Annotated in this window: 15 protein-coding genes; 4 read left to right on the top strand and 11 right to left on the bottom strand. The window is 43.6% G+C overall.

Going from position 1 to position 21,332, the window contains the following annotated elements; translation table 11 throughout:
- Positions 1–829 precede the first annotated feature (829 nt).
- On the top strand, positions 830–1,570 hold the full coding sequence (locus PHF18_RS01200; protein ID WP_300097652.1) for a metallophosphoesterase family protein: 741 nt from the start codon (positions 830–832) through the stop codon (positions 1,568–1,570).
- Positions 1,571–1,727: 157 nt separating this feature from the next.
- On the opposite strand, the gene PHF18_RS01195 is transcribed toward PHF18_RS01200, so the two are convergent.
- Entirely contained in the window at positions 1,728–2,375 is a 648-nt protein-coding gene (locus PHF18_RS01195) for a phosphoribosyltransferase (RefSeq protein WP_300097338.1), read from the bottom strand.
- Positions 2,376–5,007: 2,632 nt separating this feature from the next.
- On the opposite strand from PHF18_RS01195, the gene PHF18_RS01190 reads away from it, so the two are divergent.
- Positions 5,008–5,904 carry a hypothetical protein gene (locus PHF18_RS01190; protein ID WP_300097336.1) on the top strand — a complete coding sequence of 299 codons (897 nt, stop codon included), beginning with the start codon at positions 5,008–5,010 and terminating at the stop codon, positions 5,902–5,904.
- Between the two features lie 205 nt (positions 5,905–6,109).
- Here the strand turns inward: PHF18_RS01190 and PHF18_RS01185 are convergent, their stop codons facing one another.
- The 6 genes from PHF18_RS01185 to PHF18_RS01160 form a co-directional block, all read right to left on the bottom strand.
- The gene (locus PHF18_RS01185) at positions 6,110–7,243 is read right to left on the bottom strand and encodes a hypothetical protein (protein WP_300097334.1); all 1,134 of its coding nucleotides are present in this window, start codon (positions 7,241–7,243) and stop codon (positions 6,110–6,112) included.
- 479 nt (positions 7,244–7,722) lie between these two features.
- The gene (locus PHF18_RS01180) at positions 7,723–9,084 is read right to left on the bottom strand and encodes a PFL family protein (protein WP_300097332.1); all 1,362 of its coding nucleotides are present in this window, start codon (positions 9,082–9,084) and stop codon (positions 7,723–7,725) included.
- A 26-nt stretch (positions 9,085–9,110) separates the two neighbouring features.
- On the bottom strand, positions 9,111–9,389 hold the full coding sequence (locus PHF18_RS01175; protein ID WP_300097330.1) for an ACT domain-containing protein: 279 nt from the start codon (positions 9,387–9,389) through the stop codon (positions 9,111–9,113).
- Between the two features lie 366 nt (positions 9,390–9,755).
- A complete protein-coding gene (locus PHF18_RS01170; RefSeq protein WP_300097328.1) occupies positions 9,756–10,265 on the bottom strand; it encodes a shikimate kinase in 510 nt (169 codons plus the stop codon).
- Positions 10,266–10,442: 177 nt separating this feature from the next.
- On the bottom strand, positions 10,443–10,850 hold the full coding sequence (locus PHF18_RS01165; RefSeq protein ID WP_300097326.1) for a hypothetical protein: 408 nt from the start codon (positions 10,848–10,850) through the stop codon (positions 10,443–10,445).
- Positions 10,851–11,511: 661 nt separating this feature from the next.
- The gene (locus PHF18_RS01160; protein WP_300097324.1) at positions 11,512–11,916 is read right to left on the bottom strand and encodes an ACT domain-containing protein; all 405 of its coding nucleotides are present in this window, start codon (positions 11,914–11,916) and stop codon (positions 11,512–11,514) included.
- Positions 11,917–12,042: 126 nt separating this feature from the next.
- Between PHF18_RS01160 and PHF18_RS01155 the strand changes: the two genes are divergently transcribed.
- The gene (locus tag PHF18_RS01155) at positions 12,043–12,288 is read left to right on the top strand and encodes a hypothetical protein (protein WP_300097322.1); all 246 of its coding nucleotides are present in this window, start codon (positions 12,043–12,045) and stop codon (positions 12,286–12,288) included.
- A 341-nt stretch (positions 12,289–12,629) separates the two neighbouring features.
- Here the strand turns inward: PHF18_RS01155 and PHF18_RS01150 are convergent, their stop codons facing one another.
- The gene (locus PHF18_RS01150; protein ID WP_300097320.1) at positions 12,630–12,848 is read right to left on the bottom strand and encodes a winged helix-turn-helix domain-containing protein; all 219 of its coding nucleotides are present in this window, start codon (positions 12,846–12,848) and stop codon (positions 12,630–12,632) included.
- Positions 12,849–13,479: 631 nt separating this feature from the next.
- On the opposite strand from PHF18_RS01150, the gene PHF18_RS01145 reads away from it, so the two are divergent.
- Positions 13,480–13,725 carry a hypothetical protein gene (locus tag PHF18_RS01145; protein ID WP_300097318.1) on the top strand — a complete coding sequence of 82 codons (246 nt, stop codon included), beginning with the start codon at positions 13,480–13,482 and terminating at the stop codon, positions 13,723–13,725.
- Between the two features lie 211 nt (positions 13,726–13,936).
- On the opposite strand, the gene uvrB is transcribed toward PHF18_RS01145, so the two are convergent.
- From uvrB to uvrA, 3 genes are all read right to left on the bottom strand, one after another.
- Positions 13,937–15,949, bottom strand: a complete 2,013-nt coding sequence (uvrB, locus tag PHF18_RS01140; protein WP_300097316.1) for an excinuclease ABC subunit UvrB — start codon at positions 15,947–15,949, stop codon at positions 13,937–13,939.
- A 72-nt stretch (positions 15,950–16,021) separates the two neighbouring features.
- A complete protein-coding gene (gene uvrC, locus PHF18_RS01135) occupies positions 16,022–17,578 on the bottom strand; it encodes an excinuclease ABC subunit UvrC (protein WP_300097314.1) in 1,557 nt (518 codons plus the stop codon).
- 126 nt (positions 17,579–17,704) lie between these two features.
- The gene (gene uvrA, locus PHF18_RS01130) at positions 17,705–20,722 is read right to left on the bottom strand and encodes an excinuclease ABC subunit UvrA (RefSeq protein ID WP_300097312.1); all 3,018 of its coding nucleotides are present in this window, start codon (positions 20,720–20,722) and stop codon (positions 17,705–17,707) included.
- Between the last annotated feature and the right edge of the window lie 610 nt (positions 20,723–21,332).

Raw genomic sequence — 21,332 nt, 5'->3', positions numbered from 1 at the left:
AGCGTGACAAGAAAGACTCAGTATAGTGAATGACGTGGTAAGGAGCAGAAATATTTCTAATTCTTTCCTCTTGAATGAAGCTAATTGCCATAATCTATAAATTAACCTATAAATTAACCCCCTTGAATGAAGCTCACTGCTATAGCCCATCGCTAAGTCCTCTTGAGCGTAGCGAAAAGGACCGCGTACTCCCGAGGCGCAATTCGGGCGGCAATTCGGGCGGCAATTCGGGCGGCAATTTGGGTGAGTCGCTATTCGGAGCGTACTGTAGAGCCGCAACTCTGCTGGGACAGGAAAGACGCGGGGTGGCGAATAGGGGTGCAAGGGTTAGAATTCATGGGTTTGAGCCAGACATTGTTTTTTCAAAAATATCTACAATGTAAAGGTGGAAGGTAGGCATCAAACTGCAAAAGGAAATCCGAAAAGTTTGAAAAATGGATTCCTGTTTATTCTTTTATTCAAATTTTTAGGTTCAGAATCTTAACTTTTTAGACTAAAAACCCCGGATAGGAGGCTTTTTTTAAGTTATATTTTTTTGCAAGCCAGGTGCCCCGCGTGCCCGGGGATTGGCTCTAAAAGATTTACTGAAAAGCCAGAATTGATTTTTTTGTGTTATTTTTGTGCCTATTGTTCACGAATGAAGAGTAAATAAATATTAATTCAGTCAAAAAGGCATGGAATATAAAATCTCTTTATTATAACGAATTATAATTAGATTTACAAAAATATGTATTTTCCTTGGATACCTATATATAATGGTAATGAATTCTATTGTTTTGAATATATGTCTAATATTATAAAATTTCCGAGAAAAGGGGAGTAAAAAATTATACAGATTGTACATCTTTCAGATATTCATTTTTCAGAAGCGTATTTTGTCCCTGAAATTGCAGAATCCATGCTGCAGAGCATAAATCAACTGGACCCAGATATTGTAGTAATTACCGGCGACCTGACAGAAAATGGGTTTTCAGCCGAATATGATGGAGTAAAGAAGTTTATTGACAGGATTGCGTGTAAAGACAAGGTCCTTGTTCCTGGAAACCACGACTCCAAAAACGCAGGATATCTGCACTTTGAAGACCTTTTTGAAAATAGGTTCTCAACCAAAAATTTTGGGGGCGTAACCATTGTAGGGGTTGACTCCTCCCAGCCGGACATTGACGAAGGGCACCTGGGAAGGGAAAACTACGGCTGGATCAAAGAAGCCTTTTCCGGGCAGAATTTCAAGGTCTTTGCCCTGCACCACCACCTTGTTCCGATCCCTCTTTCGGGAAGAGAAAACACCGTCCTTGTCGATGCCGGCGATGTCCTTGATCTCCTGAACCGCTGCAAAGTAAACCTTGTACTTTGCGGGCACTGCCACATTCCTCATGTATGGAACCTGAACAACATGCTCGTTGTAAACGCAGGTACCTTCTGTTCCTCCAAGACCAGAGGCAAAACTACACAGTGCTTTAATCTGATCCAGGCTGAAAACGAAAATTCAGATAATAACAACTGGAATGTCAAGGTTTCCAGGGTTTTCCCGCAGGGGAATCTGGAACTGATCACAAAAACCGTAATGTGAGGGCGCATCAGGAATTTTGAAATTTCTTTGTTGCCGTATTTTCCTTCATTTTTTATTTTTATTACTCTGATCAGGCTGCGAAAAGTCTGCGAAAGCGTGGTCAATGAACCAGAAAAACCGGATGAAATTAATTACACTTAGACGAAATTAATTGCACTTACTTCTTCCGGACCCGCCATCCGATCAGATTGTCCGTTTCAACCCTCTCGACCTCTTTTCTCTCAGCCAGGTCACATAGAATATCAAGAATCTCTTTTTCCCCAATCTCAATCTCGTACCTGTCTTTAAACTCAGCAGTAATCCGGGAGATATCAAGAGTCCTGTCCCCGAGAATCTTTTCCGCAAACCCTGCCATGTCCTCATAGCGGGCCCAGGGATAGATTATCCAGCGCCATTTGATGACTTTTTGCGCGTAAAAGTCCGGGGTGAAGGAAGAACAGGTCTTGTGCTGGAGGACTGCAGTTCTGATTTCGGAGGGGTTCAGGCTCTGCACGTAGTCTACAGCAAGGAGGAGTGTTTCTCCGGTATCTGTGACGTCGTCAACGATGAGCACTTTTTTTCCGCTGATGTCCACAGAAATGGGGAACTTTATCATCGCTTCTGCCTGCATGTCCGCTCCCCGCATATAGTGCTCGATCTTCATGGAGGTCAGGTCGTTAAAAAGCAAAAAATCACAAACCAGTCTTCCAGGCACATAGCCTCCCCTCCCGATGGCAACGATCAGGTCGGGCTGGTAACCTGAAGCTTTGATTTTTCGGGAGAGGAGCCGGGACAGCCTGCATGTTTCACTGAAGCTGAGAAGCACACACCTGAAAGAACTCTTTTCTGCCGGAGAGCAGCTGAACTGCCGGGCTGCTTTTTCTTTTTCTGTGTTCAGATAAATCGCCTTGCCGATATTCCTTCTGCCTGTATTATATTCATCAGTAAAACCGTAAAGTGAATGAGAAACTTATCCTTCCCGTAGTCGACATAAAACCTGATAAAAACGCATCTTTTTACCGGGCTCCGGGAGAAAACAGAAGTAGAAAGCATATTTGAAAAACATCTCCCGATTTTAATCCCCGAATTATAATTTTACTGGAAAATATATAAGGTTACTTTTGCAAAAGAGTAAAGGATCTTCTCCTGTTTATTAATTCTAAACAACCTTTTGATTGACTTTTTCAAGGTTCTGAAACCTTAAAAACCAAAATAGGCAGCCGGATATACATATAAAAACAGGCTCTTCGTCATTTTCTATGGATAAGATGATTTTCAATTCAAGACCGCATTGGTTTTTAAGAGGATATCCACACAAAACAACGAAGAGCCTAAAAACATAACCTGGCGGAAAAAACGGAAATCGGCTCCAAAAGCGATAAAAAACGGCATTTTTATATACCTGCATTCCAGTACTATTTTTACTTACAAAAGGGATTTTTCTTTAATAGTTTTTAAAAGGAGGATAACAATAATGGATTTTAAAGCAGTTCTTGCAATTCTCGTTTTTCTGACACTTTACTACATATATCACTATTCACCCGGCGCCATAGTCTGAAAAGATAGCTGAACGATATAACGCTATTGGATTGCAAAGCAATTCTTGCATTACTTGTCTTTGCCGTTCTTTGCTACATAGGACTTACGCGGTTGAACTGGAAATCAATAGCATTAAACCTTCAACTGTGTAAAATATGGATTTCGCTTCAACGTCTATTGCACTTGATTTTATATCTCAAGTGCGTAAGTCCTACTACATATATCACTCTTCAGGCGGAGCCATAGCTTGAAACGAAAAAGAAGAGCAATAAGAGAGATTCCATAAAAACATTAAAAGATAAAAGAAATTAAAGAAATTAAAGAAATTAAATATTCTGCAGAAAATATACTAAAACCAGCTCAGTTGTCTGTAAATGAAATGGTCGATAACAGATCAGAGATAATATATCAAGGGAAACATTTGTTTTATCGATTCAAATCAAAGGTTTCCATAAGATAATGGGTATTATTGCAATTGTGTATTATTGCAATTGTGTATGGTTGCTGTATCCGGACTTAAATAATATTTTAATACATTGTTAAAATTATATAGTTCTGCCTGAAATCCTAATTTCTGTAAAACCATACTTGGGAATGAGTGTTTTTCAGGTAATATTTAATGTGTATTTAATTCAATTTTAATTATAATTTTTATATTTTCTTAGTATGTTTTATTTTTTCGTTCAATTTTCTTGAAAGACCGGACTGATGACCAGGACAATCAAATTGCGTGCGATTATCCAACCCTAAAGAGGCTGCCAATCAATTACCCCTATTGTTACGTCAGCAGTAAAATGTTGTATATAATCGATTACAATTATTCAGAATCATTTAATTCTTGAGGATTGAAGCGACACTAATGTCAACTACCCGCCAATAAATTGGCAGGCATGTAATAATGTCTAAGTTGACCAGATCCCCGATTGGAGTTAACAAAATCGGTAAACGATAGGAAAGAAATAGTTACCCTTGAATGTCGCCTCAGTTTAAGGCTCTAAAGATGCCGGTTAAAAGCCCAAAGGGTTGTGGGCGGTGCTTGCATCGTTAAACCTTTCCATATCAGATAGAGAGGAGATCGGATTCCTTGATTGACTGGTTCCATCTACGCTGTAACACTCCAACTTCACGAAGTTGGAGTCCTTCCATCTACGCTGTAACACTCCAACTTCACGAAGTTGGAGTCCACAATCGGGATACGCATTACTCTACGAAAGTAGAGGGGAGCTTCTTTTTAGCTCCCACCCAACTTATTACTATTTAAATGAGGGATGAAAGCAGGTACGGGGATGTTGACGCATTCCTCCCATGTCTAAAGACACGGGTATCCTGCTTATCTTACCATGAACTTAATACCTTTTTTTTCGATTTAAATACTTTCAATACCTTATTTTTTGATTTAATATATTTTAATACCTTTTTTTTCTATTTAAATACTTTCAATACCTTATTTTTTGATTTAATAGCTTTTAATACCTTATTTTTTTGATTTAAATAAATTTAATACCTTCTTTTTCACAGGTTTAATCCCTGAAATAGAATTGTTGGACAGCCTGTTAATTAGGGGGAATCCTGCTCATGTACTCTTGAAAATTCATCTTATTACCTGAAAATATTTGAACCAGGGAAAACATACATATAAAGTAAATCCGGGAAAGAAACAGAGTGTCGGGGGATTGATAAAATGAGGGATTCTTTAAAAGGAATAGACTTTAAAGCTCTTCTTGCAATTCTCGTTTTTCTGACACTTTACTATATATACCATTTTTCTGACGGAGTTATAGATTAAAAACAAACGAAATAGAAATATCAAAAGAGATCACAAATTAAATCAGTAGCAGGCGTCTTAGAAGTTATCACAATAATAGAAAAATGAGCATTATATTAATAAAAGGCGTAACTGATAAAGGAGCTTCAAAGCTATGCTTTCAAGAGAAAATGATCAAGCAATACATAAAGGGCTGGCTTCCATCGAGGAGGGGTTTGATGAAGGAATCAGCCAGGCTCTTACCTCCCTGACAGATATAGGTAAAGGCTATCTTAGCGAAAGAAAGGAACTGGAAGCTGAGATGACAGTATCTTCCATAAAAGAAATAGGAAGGGCGGCTGCTCTTAAGGGAATGGAAAATGCAGCAGTAAATGCTATAAGATCCCTGGAGAAGATGCTCCAGTGCTCAATGAAGCAGAACATGGAAGGAACAACTGTCAGGGTTCTGCTCTCTTTTGGGGCGATAGGAAAAATCGCTGCCGAACAGCAACTTGAAATGGTAGCCAAACTTGCAGCATCGGTTCTGGGGGAAAGCGGGAATACGGCGGCTCTCCTTAACAGGGAAAGAGAAACCATTGCAGTTACAATCGGGCTTGGGGAAATTGGAAAAGCCGTTGTCGGGACGAAATTTCCTGATTATTCCGAAAATGCCGCTATATGCATCAGCTGCCTTGGAGAAACCGGGAAACTGGCTGCTCAGAAAATCCTTGAAGAAGCTGCAATAGGAGCAGAACTTATGTTGGAAGAGATGGCTGCAGCAGCCATGCAAGAAAACCTTCAAAGTGCGGCAGGAAGTATCGCAACTTCTATTGAAGAGATAGGAAAAAGCGCTGAGGAAGAAAAGATGGAAAATGCCGTTTTCCAGGCTGTATCCGCCCTTCAGACAATTATGAGCAGCTCAGGGAACAGATACCTTAATGATGCCTCGATTGCGGCAAAGGTTGCCCTCGAATCTTTTAACGAATTTGATATAATAAACGACGAAGCCAGTATAAGGAAAATAGAAGCAGTCAGGGAAATGATGAGAGCACTGTGGGTGAATACGAAATAAGGAAAGGATGAAAAAACACTTTAGACTCAACCATGAAACCTTAAATTTCAGTTAAATATTCTTGAAAAAACTTCCGGCGAGAAAAGTACGGGAATTTTAGCAAAAAAGAAAAATTTAAAAGGGAAATTTTCCTGCAAAATACAAGATCTATAGGTGAGCCTATAGGTCTGAATCTACAGGCTTATTCCTCGTCAACTTGCGATGTTTACTGGAGAGGGAATATAACCCAGTCAGAGACCATATACTCGTAGAATGCACTTCCCTGCTCAATATTTCCTTTATACTCAATTGTTGCTTCATCGGGCTGGAAGGACATGAAATCAACAAATCCCACAGGTTGCTCCTGGGAAGACCTATCAAGCTGGACAACACTTTCAGCATTTATGGAGATGTCCAGGTCAGGAGCCGAGATTTGAAGGCTGGCTGGTCTTTCCACAGTGTTTCCATTCACTTTCGGATATTGCCAGTCGCCCTGGGTGATACTCACTTCATTCCCGGAGTATTCTGCAATTACCTTCCCTGTATGCTTGTCTATCAAAGTCAGATGTTTATACGTATAATCATCATAACCGTCCTCAGGTCCTCTGACCCCATAGAACACGGTCTGGTAACTATCTGTTGTAAGTTCTGACCAGCTCCACCCATGCATTTCCCATTCCCATACAGGTTGGTCAGTGGTATAAGGAATCATGTGGTCAAAGTACCCGTCAGCCTGTGTAACCGTATATTTCTTGCCGTCAAGCACCACACTACCCTTAAGTTTTCCATAAGCGTATTCATATGTGGTAAAATTGACCGGATCTGCGGCACTATCGATTGTTTTTTCGGCATGAGGCTTGAAAAACAGGTTCAACTGCATGTTGTCGTAAGCATAATCCAGTCGGTACCCTTTAAGGGCTGAACCGTAAAATTTCCTTAAACCTTCCGGAGAAGTAAAGTCAAGGTAAGGAACATGGAATCCAACGTAATTTTCAATTTCACCCCTTGGCACAAAACACGTTATATAATTGGTAGAAGGAGCCTCTCCGTATGGATAAAGCCCGTAGAAAGTTACTATATTCGAAGACTGTTCCCCAGTTTCCGGCTCATTAAAAACTGTTGGAGACTCCTGGTGCACCAGTGTAACAAAAAAGGCAAGTTTCCTCTTTTCCCCGTCCTCCCCAACAAGCCGCATGTCTCCGTTCTGGTACCACCATTCCGACATGAAGCTGGCATCGAAGTCGGTATCATAGTGCCCGCCTTCCGTGTAGTCCATGACTGCTTCGTTTCCTGAAGTTTTACTGTTCGGCTCTGCTCCTGATATGCCTATAAGGCACACTAAAAGAAGCGGCAAAATCATTATTCTCAAGTATTTTTGGTCCAAATAACTCTCTCCTCTGTTAATAACTCATATTCTTGAAGCCTCCTTTGAGACGTCCCAACGACTTCCAAAAAAAGAGGATACAAAAAATAACATTAGCAACTGAACAGTACAAATGTTAAAAAAAGTTTCTATATTTGATGATTTTTTTATAATAGTGTACTTTTGAAGGTTTTACAAAAAAGGTTTAAAGAAAAATAACTTCTAAAAGAAAAATAACTTCTAAAAGAAAAATAACTTCTAAAAGAAAAATAACCTTGAAAAAAACAAAATACCTGAATAACTAAAATCAAAAAAGAGAGAGCTATGTCCATCTTTTCGCCTCCCGATCCATTTTGTAACAATTCGGGAGGAAAAACAATTCAATAGCCACCGTTTTAAAGGATTAACGGACACATCTCAGGGAACCCATTTTCACCAATTAAAGGCTATTGATTTTGTTTTTCAAGGATAACACTTCAGTTTGTCAGCGACTGGATAGGAGCCGGAATTCTTCCTCCCCTCTTTATGAAAATCTCTGAGCTGAAATTGCTTACTGGCATAATAGGTGCACTTCCGAGCAGCCCGCCGAATTCCACGGAATCTCCCACTCTTTTTCCGGGTGCGGGAATGATCCTGACTGCAGTTGTTTTTTTGTTTATTACTCCAATTGCCATCTCGTCAGCAATTATTGCTGAGAGGGTAGCAGCAGAGGTGTCTCCGGGAACTGCTATCATGTCAAGCCCGACGGAACAGACGCTGGTCATGGCTTCGAGTTTTTCGAGAGTAAGAGCTCCGACTTTAACCGCTTCGATCATGCCTGCGTCCTCACTGACCGGGATGAAAGCCCCGCTGAGGCCTCCTACCGACGAAGAAGCCATTGCGCCGCCTTTTTTTACAGCATCGTTAAGAAGCGCAAGGGCCGCAGTCGTGCCGTGGGCTCCACAGCGCTCAAGCCCCATAGCTTCCAGAATAGCAGCAACACTGTCCCCTATTTCCGGAGTTGGAGCAAGCGAGAGATCAAGAATCCCGAATTCCACACCAAGCCTTCTCGAGACTTCCTTTCCTACCATCTCCCCCATGCGTGTGATTTTGAAGGCGGTCTTTTTGATCGTCTCGGAAATTTCCGTAAGGTTCGGGTTTTCAAGTTCGCGAACAGCTGCGTTAACCACGCCAGGCCCGCTTACTCCCACATTGATAACACACTCCGGCTCGCCTATGCCGTGAAAAGCTCCTGCCATAAAGGGGTTATCTTCAGGGGCATTTGCAAAAACCACCAGTTTGGCACAGCCTATCCCGTCCCTGTCAGCGGTCAGTTCCGCAGTCTTTTTGATTATATTTCCCATCATGCCGACTGCATCCATGTTAATGCCTGCTTTTGTGGTTGCAACGTTTACGGATGAGCAGACCTTTTCAGTAGATGCAAGAGCCTCAGGAATGGAATTTATCAGTTTAAGGTCTCCTCGGGTTTCCCCTTTATGGACAAGGGCGCTGAACCCTCCTATAAAGTCCACACCTGCGTCCTTTGCAGCTTCATCCATTGTCTGTGCAACGGAAACGAAGTCCTGAGATTTGCAGCTTTCAGCTACTATGGCTATGGGAGTTACGGAAATTCGCCTGTTGATAATAGGAATTCCGTAAAGGCTCTGAATTTCATTCGTTGTCCGGACAAGCTCCTTTGCCCGGGAAGTTATTTTTTCATAGATATTCTCGTTGAAAATCTCAATATCAGGGTGGCAGCAGTCCCGGAGGCTGATTCCCATGGTGACGGTCCTTATATCCAGGTGTTCCATCCTGACCATCTTAATTGTTTCCAGGATTTCGTTCGGGTTTATATACATGTTAAATCCTCCTGCTTCCTCACGGATCAAATCCTGTGCATGAAACGGAAAGCATCTTCATGCTGCACCTTGACCTCAACTCCAAGGCTCTTTCCTTCGGCATCCATAGCCTGCTGGAAAGCTGCGAGGTCAAAGTTTTCCTTTGGGGCTTCTGCGAGCATTATCATGGTAAAGATGCCCTGCATGATAGTCTGGCTGATATCGACAATATTTACACTGTAACTGGCCATCACTGTGGTGACCCTGGCAACAATTCCTACCCTGTCGCTGCCAATAACCGTGATAATGAAACGACTTGATGTCATGAAATATCTCCTTTGGGTCCTGCTTTTTTCTGCAGGTTAATAAATGAAAGTTGTAAACAAGGAAATTTTGTTCAGATTGAAGACCTGATAGATTATAAAGTAAACTGCTCCAGTCCCGAAGTAAAATGTCTGATACCAAAGTAAAATATCTGATACCGAAGTAGACGCTTTGATCCCGCTGTAACTAAAAATCTTGAGGGGATGCATAAAGGTAACTGGTTTTGGAAATAAAACAATATGGGAAAGGTTTTGGAAATAAAACAATATGGGAAAGGTTTTGGAAATAAAACAATATGGGAAAGGTTTTGGAAATAAAACAATATAGAAGCCGGATTACCTGTCATCTATGAAAGGCTGATCCTCAGATCAGGTCTCCGTCTCAAAACATAGCTGGATTATTCTACCCATAATCTTCTGAATATTTTCTCTGCCTTTAAGTCGTATTGAAAAGTCAGCATACTTCTGATACAGAACCAGCCTTTCTTCAAAAAGTTCTTTAAGGCTTCTGTCCCTTAGCCCTACTATGCCCCTCTTTCTTGCGTTAGGGATCCTTTTTACGATGCTTCTGAAAGGAGCGTCCAGAAAGACTATCTTTGAGATTTCTTTTAAGTGTCCCATGGCTTTTTCGGAATAAACTACGCTTCCGCCAGGAGATATTATACAGTTATCCACCTGTCCAAGCCCTATAATAGCTTCTTCTTCAAATCTGGTCAGAGCAGAATCGCCCTGTTCATCAATCAGGGCCTGAAGGGGCATTCCTGTCCTCTGCGTGATCATGCCATCGACATCAATAAAAGTATAATTCAGGCGTTTTGCAAGTGCCTTTCCTATAGTACTTTTCCCCGCTCCCGCCATGCCAATTAATGTTATGTTCATTGCCCACGCCTCCTGCCTGCGAAAATCAAGAAATTCCCCTACGAAAATTCCCCTGGGTGAAAGACCTGTAATCCATAAGTTCTCAGGACAAAATATAATCTTCTGATATATAAAATGTACAACGTGAGTATTTTTAAAAAAAGAAGTAAAATTATGAGATATTCCTTTAATGAGAGGCTATTTCTTGACATGCTGCTCTTTTTTGTTTACTGGTTGAGAGCTCAAGCTGTAAATACACTTTTCAATCTTTTTAGAGGAGTGCATGAAAGCATGCATGTACTCCAGAAGGACAACCCTGCTGCCGGAGAGATAATGTTTGAAAAGACTTTGGGTTGTCAGCTTATCCACCTGTTCGAGAGATACAATTGCAAGGTACATGAGAAGCCGGATAAAAAATACAAGCTGGAGTACAAGCATTTTGACCCAGGGGCTGTCCGAACTGATAGCTAGCCCGCAGATCCAGTTGCAGAGCTTAAGGGAGTGCGAGAGCAGCCGGACTTTATAAAAGTGCAAAAACAGAGCCAGGACTATAAAGAGAAACGCAGATCCCGCTAATAAATCTATTTCCTGCGCTATTAAGCCCATATGGTTCATTAACCCTTACTTCCATATATTATTTGAATTTATTCTTTTTTAAGGTCCTGTTTTCCATTTAGATCAGACAGGCATTTGCTGAAAGCAGATTTAACTTTATACTTTCCTATTTTAAGCTCACTTAAGGGAAGGTTTGTCAGAATAAGATTGAAGAAAACCGGAAGGGATGCCAGACAAATAAAGTGTCTGACCAGAAAAGTTTGTCTGCCCGCACCCCCGTAACCGGACTTTACCTCAATTTTCCGGAGCCGTTATTAAATTCTACCTGTCAGCCCTTTCTGGTGGGAACGAAAACGGAAAATCCGGATATCTGTCTTTAGCAGGAGGAATGGTCTGCCTGTAGACATTTCTTCTATGTAAAACTTATATTTAATACTTTTTTTATAATTCGTAATAATAGAAGGGATCGGGTTTAAGTGAACTACCCTCATCTGTTTTCTGATGACGGCGATGAAAGGACTTCCTGGACCACTCTTTTATCTATTTTAACAATTCCCCAGGTTCATCCCCTGCGTTCCGCAGGGGTCTTGTCACGCTCGACGCAGGAGAGCGGTCTTTCTTATATTCTATTTTGGAGATTCTGGACTAATATCAACCTATTAATAAGGATCACCAGAAAATAATATTTTAAAAAAAGGTTTCCTCGTGTTGTTCACGATTTCTTGATGTCGTAACCTGCTTCTTTAAGGGCTTTACATGCACATTCCAGATCTTTTTCCCTGACAAGGATATAATCAGTATCATATGTTGAAACGGCAAATATACTGACACCATTATCATCAAGAGCTTTGCTGATCCCTGCAAGGATTCCTGTCAACCCAAAATCCAGAGGTCCCTCAACTTTCAGGCAATTCCAGCCCCTTTCAGCTTGGGTACCTGCAGGAATATTTGCAGGGATACCGCTTTCCTGGCAGACGACGGAGAGTTCTTCCGGAGTTCGCGTAATCGAAATGAAACTGCTCCCATACATCCATGCAGGAATTTCAGAGCCTGTTTCCAGCCTGTAGATCCCGAATATACCTTTAAGGATACTTAATGTGAGTTTATTTTGCTTCATGCCAGGCTCTTAATTCAATTTATCCCTTTAATAAATTTGCCATTGTAGGAGCATACGATTAACTGAGAAACACCATTGTCAAAAATATATAGTCTTTCGGGGGAAATTATACCATGAAATTCTGATATGACTGCATATATCGGATGGCTACAGATATCGAATAACAGCTATTCTCTCAAGAAACATTTCCTGCTGAAAAACATAGTCGCGACCTTCGGGTTTTTTTCAGTGATCCTTTTTGGGCCCCTTCTCTCCGATACAGATGTGGAAGCCCTTGTCCTGTATTTTGCAGCCATCACGACATGTCTGTATGCGGGAGTCGTGTTCCTTGACCCATTGCCCTTTTTCGTAAACCTGCACCCTGGGATCTAAAGGGACCCACTTTTTCCGGACCTGATTCTCTCCCCAGTCATCGGTTACAGCCTGGTTTGTCGAAGGCTCTTTCAGGAACAGTCTGGAAAATATCCTCAAACTGAGAAAAGAGACCCTCAGGGTCATGCAGCCAAAGCCTCTTGCTTACGATATCACAGTTGAATCTTCCGTATCAAACCGGAACCTGGGTCATGCAGCCTGGGTCTCTTGTCTACCTTGCAGGAGTTCTCTTTTAAAAGGTTGTTTTTTTAGCTGGAAAGCTGGTTTTTTTTCAGCAGAATCAAGTGAAATTTCTTATCAGACTGGCTTTTTCAAACGGATCTGGATTTATTAGCCGAACGTTATTCATTCAGCTGGACAGACCATCTGTTTGCTTCCCTATTGACGCTGATCTTGTCTTCCCTGGAAAGCCAGCCAATAGCCATCAAAGCAATCTGGGAATCAAAGCCGTTTGTGCTCAGATGAGTCTTTATCTGGTTCAGGCTGCATTCTCCTTCTTCCAGCCTGCGGTACAGCACTCCTGCAGCTTCCCCTACCTTTAGATTCACATACTCAGCCATGTTTATCACCTATTTTTATTTTTTATTACAGCTTACTGTTTTTGATATATTTCTATGCTTTTTTTACTATTTTTGATATATTTCTATGCTTTTGATACATGTATACCGTTTCTAACATTACAACCTACTGTATTTGATAAATTTGTGCTGGTTAGTAGAATACAAATATTATGAAAAATATTGAGGAGATTCACTCCAGAAAATTTCACTTTGGAACCCACCGTAAGCCCAGAGTTGGATTCCCTGCCAACCAGAGTCTCCATCTGCCTAAATATATGTGCCCTGTTGAAACTAACCCTGGCCATTACTGCCTGCAGTCCTTACGCATTCCTCAAAATAAGCAGATTTTTCTTAGTATTATGGTGCACATGCTTCTTAAAACGCTGTATCCGAAGGAAGCCGAATTCCAATCTATTTAACAATCTAATTAAAATCCGTTCAAAGAAAAGACAAAAGCGTTTTTTAATATATTTATTAATGGATAAGCTTATTTAGTTTAATAAACTTTAAACAGTATCATTGAAAAAATAACCAGTTACCAGCCACAGACATAAAGTAAAATACATGGGAGGAACTGTATCTGGCTTTTGATCCTGAAATTTCATTAGGTACTTACAGCTCCATACTCAATATGATGCTCTTTTTATTATTTGCTTCACTTATAGTACTGGTAGCCATGTTTGCCTATGCAAAATACTGTGCAAAAAAGTCCCAGGAAACAGAAGCGAGAACTGAAGCCGAAAGAGAATTCATGAAAACAGAAAAGGAAAGGGAAGAAGCAAGACCGAAAGAAGAAACAGGATATTCGGAAAGAGACGAAAGAGAAGAGTACGAAGACGATGACTCTGGCGATGACTCTGGCGATGACGGAGAATAAAGGTCATGGTCGGATGAAATTCCAATACAGGTGAATATATTATTGTAAGGCGAAAGGAAGAAAAAACCCAGGTAAAGTGAGAAACCAGGTAAAGTGAGAAACCAGGTAAAGTGAGAACCCAGGTAAAGTGAGAACCCAGGTAAAATGAAAAACTAAGGTAAAATGAAAAACTCAGATAAAAAAGTTTTTCCCTCTAAAGCCATTCTCACCTTCACACCGTTTTCATCTCTTTTTCCAGTCTCTTTATGATTTCTCTGAGCTGGATTGCGCGCTCGAAGTCCAGCCTGTCGGCAGCTTCCCTCATCTCCATATCCAGTTCGATGATTACGTTGGGGATATCGGTCTTCGGGATGTGTTTTGTGTCGGTAATATCCACTACTTTTTCCCTGATCGGTTTTCGGATGGTTGTCGGGACAATGCCGTGTTCTTTGTTGTAGGCGATCTGCATTGTGCGGCGGCGTTCTGTCTCACCGACAGCTTTTTTGATGGAATCGGTCATCCTGTCAGCGTAGAGGACAACCGTTGAACTGGAGTTCCGGGCTGCGCGACCTATGATCTGGATGAGGCTCTTTGAGTCCCTGAGAAAGCCTTCCTTATCTGCATCCAGGATTCCGATGAAGCCCACTTCAGGGATGTCAAGCCCTTCCCTTAGCAGGTTGATCCCTACGAGGACATCAAACTTGCCAAGGCGCAGTTCGCGGATGATTTCAGTCCTTTCGATAGTCTTGATATCGGAATGCAGGTAACGGGCTTTGATCTCGTTTCTGGCAAGGTAATCGGTCAGTTCTTCTGCGAGCTTTTTGGTCAGGGTGGTCACAAGGGCGCGGTCTCCCCTATCCACTATTTTCCGGATCTCCTGCATGACGTCCCTGACCTGGCCCTCAAGGGGACGTATCTCAACCTCAGGGTCAACGAGGCCGGTCGGGCGGATAATCTGTTCGACGATCCGGGCGGAGTGCTCCCGCTCGTAGTCTGCAGGGGTTGCCGAGACGAAGATCACGTTTTTCATGTACTTTTCAAATTCGTCAAACTTCAGGGGCCGGTTGTCAAATGCACTGGGGAGCCTGAAGCCGTAATCAATAAGGCTCTTTTTCCGTGAGCGGTCTCCGTTATACATCCCGTGTAGCTGCGGGATGGTCTGGTGGCTCTCATCAATGACCAGGAGGAAATCTTCAGGGAAATAGTCAATCAGGCAGAAAGGCTGTTCTCCGGGCTGCCTGTGGTCAAAGTGCCTTGAGTAGTTCTCAATGCCTTTACAGCTGCCGGTTTCTTCAATCATTTCCATGTCATAGAGCGTGCGCTGCTTCAGCCGGTGGGACTCGAGCAGCCCGAGTTCAGGCAGGCGCTCTTCAAGCTCTTCAAGGATGTACTGGATTGCGTTTTTCTGCTCCTCTTCAGGGATAACATAATGCCTGGCAGGATAGACAAAGAAGTAGTCCATTTCTTCCTTTCGCTGCCCTGTCTGCTTGTCTATCTCGGAAATACGGTCTACTTCGTCCCCGAAGAGTTCTACCCGGATGATGTCATCGAAGTAACCGGGAATGATATCAATCGTGTCCCCTTTTACGCGAAAGCGCCCGGGCATGAGTTCCATATCGTTTCTTTCAAACTGGATATCGATAAGTTTCTCAAGGATTTCCTTTCTCTGGACCTTATCTCCAACCTTCAGTTCAAACCCCATCTTCTGGAAGTTCTCAGGGTTGCCAAGCCCGTAGATGCAGGACACCGACGCCACCACAATCACGTCCTGGCGTGACATCAGGGAAGCTGTGGCTGCAAGGCGCATCTGTTCAATCTTCGGGTTTATCTGCGCGTCTTTCTCAATGTACTGGTCTTTGGCAGGGAGATAGGATTCAGGCTGGTAATAGTCATAATAAGAGACAAAGTATTCGACCCGGTTTTCGGGGAAGAATTCCCTGAACTCATTATATAGCTGGGCAGCCAGGGTCTTGTTATGGGCAATAACAAGAGTCGGCTTTTTGACCTGGTTTATGACATTTGCGACCGTATAGGTCTTTCCGGACCCGGTTACCCCGAGAAGAGTCTGGCATCTTTCGTTCTTCTCCAGCCCCTCTACAAGCTGCCTTATAGCTTCTGGTTGGGATCCCCTGGGTTCAAAATCTGAAACGAGCTTGAACTGAGGGCTGTCCCAGTACCGTGCATCGTGTATTGTTTCAAACTTTTTTTCGGATGGTGCCTCGGGTGGCTGGCTGGAAGATTTCATGGAATCAAGACCTTCTTCAGTAAATGAAAATAATTTACATCACTAATTGAGGAGCCTGGCAAAGACAGATGATTACGATTTTGGGATCAATGATTTTTGCCTGAGCAGGCGGTTGTAGTTGATTGCAAACCTGTGAGCTTCGTCCCGGATTTCCTGGACAAAGAGTGAGGCTTTTTCATCTTTTTTTATGGGGAGAGGCGACTTAAGTCCTGGCACATAAATTTCTTCTTCCCGCTTGGCAATGGAAATAATAGGAACCCTGAGCTTCAGTTTCCGGAGTTCCTGGAAAGCTGAAGAGAGCTGCCCTTTGCCCCCATCTATAACAATTAAATCAGGTATGTCGTGTTTGTCTTCAAGCAGGCGGGAATAGCGCCTCCGGACAACCTCGGCAATCGAAGCGAAATCATCAATCCCTTCCACACTTTCTATTTTGAAGCGCCGATAGTTGTGTTTATCAGGCCTGCCTCCCCTGAATTGCACCATAGAGCCGACCGTAGCCGTGCCCGAGAGGTGGGATATATCAAAGCACTCGATAACGTTCGGGAGTTTTGGGAGGGAGAGTTTGCTCTGCAGGGCTTCGATTTTTTTTCTGTCCCCGAAAAATCCGATTTCAACATTCTTCAGGACCAGGTCGAGAAGTTCTTTTTTCTCTCCCTGCTTCGGAACCGTAACCTTCACTTTCTTTCCCTTCACATGCGCCAGGAATTCTATAAGAGACTCTTCAAGAGACTCGGGAACGATCAGTTCTTCAGGCGGGTCATTCTCGGAATAGTACTGCACCAGAAATTCTTCCAGAAACTCCTGTCCGAAGGCAAAGACATAGTCCTGTTTGTCTTCAAGAGTCCCTTTGTAAACCTTGAAGAGCATGAGGTAGACAGTATCATCCCTGACAATGTAGTTCAGGATATCCTCATCATGTTTCTTCTGCCTCTCCATATTTTGCTTTTCCTGAAGGCTTTCAAGGGCCGCAATCTCATCTCGGAGTTCCAGGGCCTGCTCAAACCGCTGCCTGGAAGCCAGCTCTTTCATTTCGATTCCCATGGACTCGATAAGTTCCCTGATGTTGCCTTTCAGGACAGAAGTGGCCCTTTTTACCTTTTCTCCGTACTCCTCTATGGAAATACTGCCTATACAGGGTCCGCTGCATACTCCGATGTGATAACGGAGGCAGGCACGTACAGGCATTTTTTTACAGGTCCTGAGCTGGAAGGTTTTTCTGACGACCTCGAAGATATAGTCCCTTTCCTTTGCAGAAACGAAAGGCCCGAAGAACTCTCCTTCTCCGGTATTCTTCCGGGCAATCCTGATCCTGGGAAATTTATCTCCGGTGAGGTGGATGCAGGCATATCGCTTTGAGTCCTTGAGGAGAATATTGTACCTGGGCCAGTGCTTCTTGATCAGAGTATTCTCAAGGAGCAGGGCTTCTACCTCGGTATTTGTAACTATGAAGTCAAGGCCCCTGGCAGCCTGTACAAGGATCGCTGTTTTAGGGTCGTGGTCCTTTTTCTGGAAATAGCTGCTTACCCTTTTTTTAAGGTCTTTTGCCTTCCCCACGTAGAGTACACCCCCGTCCTCATCCTTAAAAAGGTAGCAGCCGGGCAGGTGCGGAAGAGCATCCAGGTCAATCATTTTTGAGCCTCATAGCGTTTAAATTTAGTTTACTCAAATCCGGTTTTCAGGTTTTAGTTTTGCAAGAATCATTTTGCAGAAATCCTTATTCAGAAATCCTTATTCAGAAATCCTTGCAGAAATTCTTCAAAGTGCCTGTCCTTCAAACGCTTTGTCTACTCCGTCTTTGAATTCTTCAGGCTCTTCTTCAAATTCGTCCTCAGATTCCTCTTCAGAGTCCCCTTCAGAATCCCCTTCAGAGTCCCCTTCAGAATCCTCGTAACCCGCCTCAAAATCTTCCCCGTCCTCAAAAACTGCCTCAACAGGCTGTGCTCCCGAGTCCAGGTAGGTGCTCCCTCTCGCTGAAAGCCTGGGAGCAAGGAAATGCCCGGTATAGCTTTCCGGGACCAGGGCAATTTCTTCAGGCGTGCCTGTGGCGACAATCTCCCCCCCTGCATTTCCGCCTTCGGGGCCAAGATCGATTATATGGTCTGCTGACTTGATGACGTCCAGGTTGTGTTCTATAACGACCACAGTGTTTCCTTTTGCAACAAGGCTGTTCAGGACTGAAATCAATTTTTTAACGTCATGGAAATGCAGCCCTGTTGTGGGCTCGTCAAGCAGATAAATAGTCTTTCCCGTGCCTTTTTTAGAAAGTTCGCGGGTCAGCTTGATCCTCTGGGCTTCTCCGCCGGAAAGGGTTGTTGAACTCTGCCCGAGTTTGATGTACCCGAGCCCTACTCGGGTGAGGGTATCGAGCTTGCCTTTGATTGCAGGGACGTTTTCAAAATGCTCTGCAGCCTCTTCCACGGTCATGTTCAGGACGTCGGAAATCGATTTGTCCCTGTACTTTACCTCGAGGGTTTCCCGGTTATAGCGCGTGCCCTTGCACTCTTCACACTCAATGTAAACATCAGGCAGGAAATTCATTTCAATCTTGATCAGCCCATCTCCCTGGCAGGCTTCACAGCGCCCTCCTTTTACGTTGAAAGAAAAGCGCCCGGTTTTGTACCCCCGGATTTTGGCTTCCTTTGTTTCGGCAAAAGCCTGCCTGATCGCATCAAAGACCTTGGTGTAGGTCACAGGGTTCGAGCGGGGGGTCCTGCCTATGGGGCTCTGGTCAATAACAATTACCTTATCGAGCTCGGAGTCAAAAACCAGCTCGTCATATTCCCCGGGGGTTACATTTGATTTATTGATCTTCTTCATCAGGGCTTTGTAAAGAGTATCGTAGATAAGAGTAGACTTTCCGGAACCCGAAACCCCGGTAATTACTGTGAAAAGCCCTATGGGGACATTCACATCGATGTCCTTCAGGTTATTTGCCCGGCAGCCTTTCAACCGGACAAAGGCTTCGCTCTGGCGGCGGAGAGCGGGAGGCTTTATCTGCTTTTCTCCTGAGAGGTACTTGCCTGTCAGAGACTCCGGATTTCTCTCTATTTCGGCGGGCGTCCCTTCAGCTACCACATAGCCTCCATGTATCCCTGCCCCCGGGCCTATATCGAGCACGTAGTCCGCAGCCCGGATAGTATCTTCGTCATGTTCTACCACGATGAGAGTGTTCCCAAGGTCCCGGAGGGTCTGCAGGGTCTGGATTAGCCGCTCGTTGTCTCTCTGGTGCAGCCCTATCGAAGGTTCGTCCAGCACATAGAGCACTCCCATGAGGTTTGAGCCGATCTGGGTTGCCAGCCTGATCCGCTGAGCTTCCCCACCTGAGAGGGTGCCTGCACCGCGGGAAAGGGTCAGGTACCCAAGTCCCACGTGCTCAAGGAAACCAAGCCGGGAACGAATTTCTTTCAGGACCTGTTTTGCGATTTCCTGTTCTTTTTCCGAAAGCGTGATGTTTTCGAAAAACCGGATACACTGGATAATGGAGAAATCTGTTGTATCCACGATCGACTTTCCGGAGAGTTTGACTGCAAGGACCTTTTCTTTCAGACGCTTGCCTTCACAATTCGGACAGGGATGGACCTGCATGAACTTCTCAAGTTCTTTTCGCCGGTACTCGGACTTTGTCTGGTTATAAAGCCTCTCAGACTGCGGAAGAAGCCCTTCCCATGTGCCTTTGTGGGACCACTGGGCATCTCCGTTCTTCATGCTCATGCTGAACTGGATTCGATCATCTGAGCCATGCATGAGGACATTGTACTGTTCCTCAGAAAGGGTGTCAAGAGGGGTAAAGATGTCAAAACCGAAGTGCTTTGCAACAGCTGCCAGGTGCTGGCTCCTGTAGCCGTCAAGGAAGTTCCTGTAAAGAGCAACAGCTCCGTCGGCAATGCACAGGCTTTTATCAGGAATTATGAGGTCAGGATCGAACTCCATCTTAATCCCGAGCCCGTTACAGGCTTCACATGCCCCGAAGGGACTGTTGAAGGAAAACATCCTGGGCTGGAGTTCCTCAAAAGCCATCCCGCAGACCGGACAGGCCATGTTAGAAGAATATAGGTGGTCTTTTCCTTCAGAATCGACGGCAATTAAGAGCCCTTCGCCTTTTCGGAGGGCATTTTCACAGGCTTCGACAAGCCTTGACCGGTCTTCGGCAGGGTCCTGGCGGTCAATTACCACTTCAATGTCATGCTTTTTGTAGCGGTCAAGGGTAATCTCGTCGTCGGTCCTGTGGATTTCCCCGTTTACCCTGACCCGAGTAAAGCCTTCACTGTTCAGGTCCCTGAAAAGCTGCTGGTAAGTCCCTTTTTTCTGGCGGACGATTGGGGCGAGGATTGTAACCATTCCCTCACATTCTCTGCTGAGGCTGTCTGCGATCCTTTCCGGAGACTGGGACTCTATTTTGATATCATGGATAGGACAGTAAGGAGTCCCTACCCTTGCAAAAAGCAGCCTGAGGTAGTCATAGATTTCAGTGACAGTTCCCACCGTACTCCGGGGGTTTTTGGAGGTAGTTTTCTGCTCTATAGAGATTGCCGGAGACAGCCCTTCAATGCTGTCCACATCCGGTTTGCTCATAAGCCCAAGGAACTGCCGCGCATAAGCAGAGAGGGATTCCACATAGCGCCGCTGCCCCTCAGCATAGATAGTGTCAAAGGCAAGGGTGGATTTCCCCGAGCCTGAGACGCCGGTGATTACGATGAATTTGTCCCGCGGGAGCTCCACAGTGATATCTTTCAGGTTGTGTTCCCGTGCCCCTTTAACGATTATATTTTTCATTTTTCTTCTCTCGGATTTTTCTCATTAATTGGATGGATAAATTAAGGACTTAAAAACTTTGAGTTAAGACTTTGAGGTTAAGATAAAAATAATCTGAAACAAGAAGCAAAATCATTTTTGAAGAACTTTTCTTTCACTTTTTCTCTTCACTTTTCGGATAATGTGTTCCGGCAGATAATTCTACGTATTATTATAAATAAGTAGTTATAAATGACCCGCGCCAGTTGTCCGGAATTCTTCCGGAGATATATGTCCCGATTTTTTCAACACATATAGCAAAACGTCGATTTTTTATTAATAAAGTTATATAGCGGACTGAAAGTATTAATCAATCATTTTTTCAATTCCTTCCTGAGAGGATGAAACGCCCCATAATGAATTAATCGATTTTTTTATTTTTGCCTTTTAAACGGCTCAACCGAATACTTTCACTTTCCGACTGACCCGCAGGAATTATTCTGAAGCCAAAATTCTGGTCGTCCTCGGCTACATGATTGATATTCTAGGATCAGACTTCCCATAGCCATGTTTTGGAGAGGGTTAAGGCTTGGAAAAACTTGGTTTTGGGAGATCGGGTTAAGGTTTAGAGGGGCTAAGTTTTAAGGCCTGG

It is taken from the genome of Methanosarcina sp. (genome assembly GCF_028693135.1).
Classification (GTDB): domain Archaea; phylum Halobacteriota; class Methanosarcinia; order Methanosarcinales; family Methanosarcinaceae; genus Methanosarcina.
This window is presented reverse-complemented; position numbering and strand designations above follow the sequence as displayed.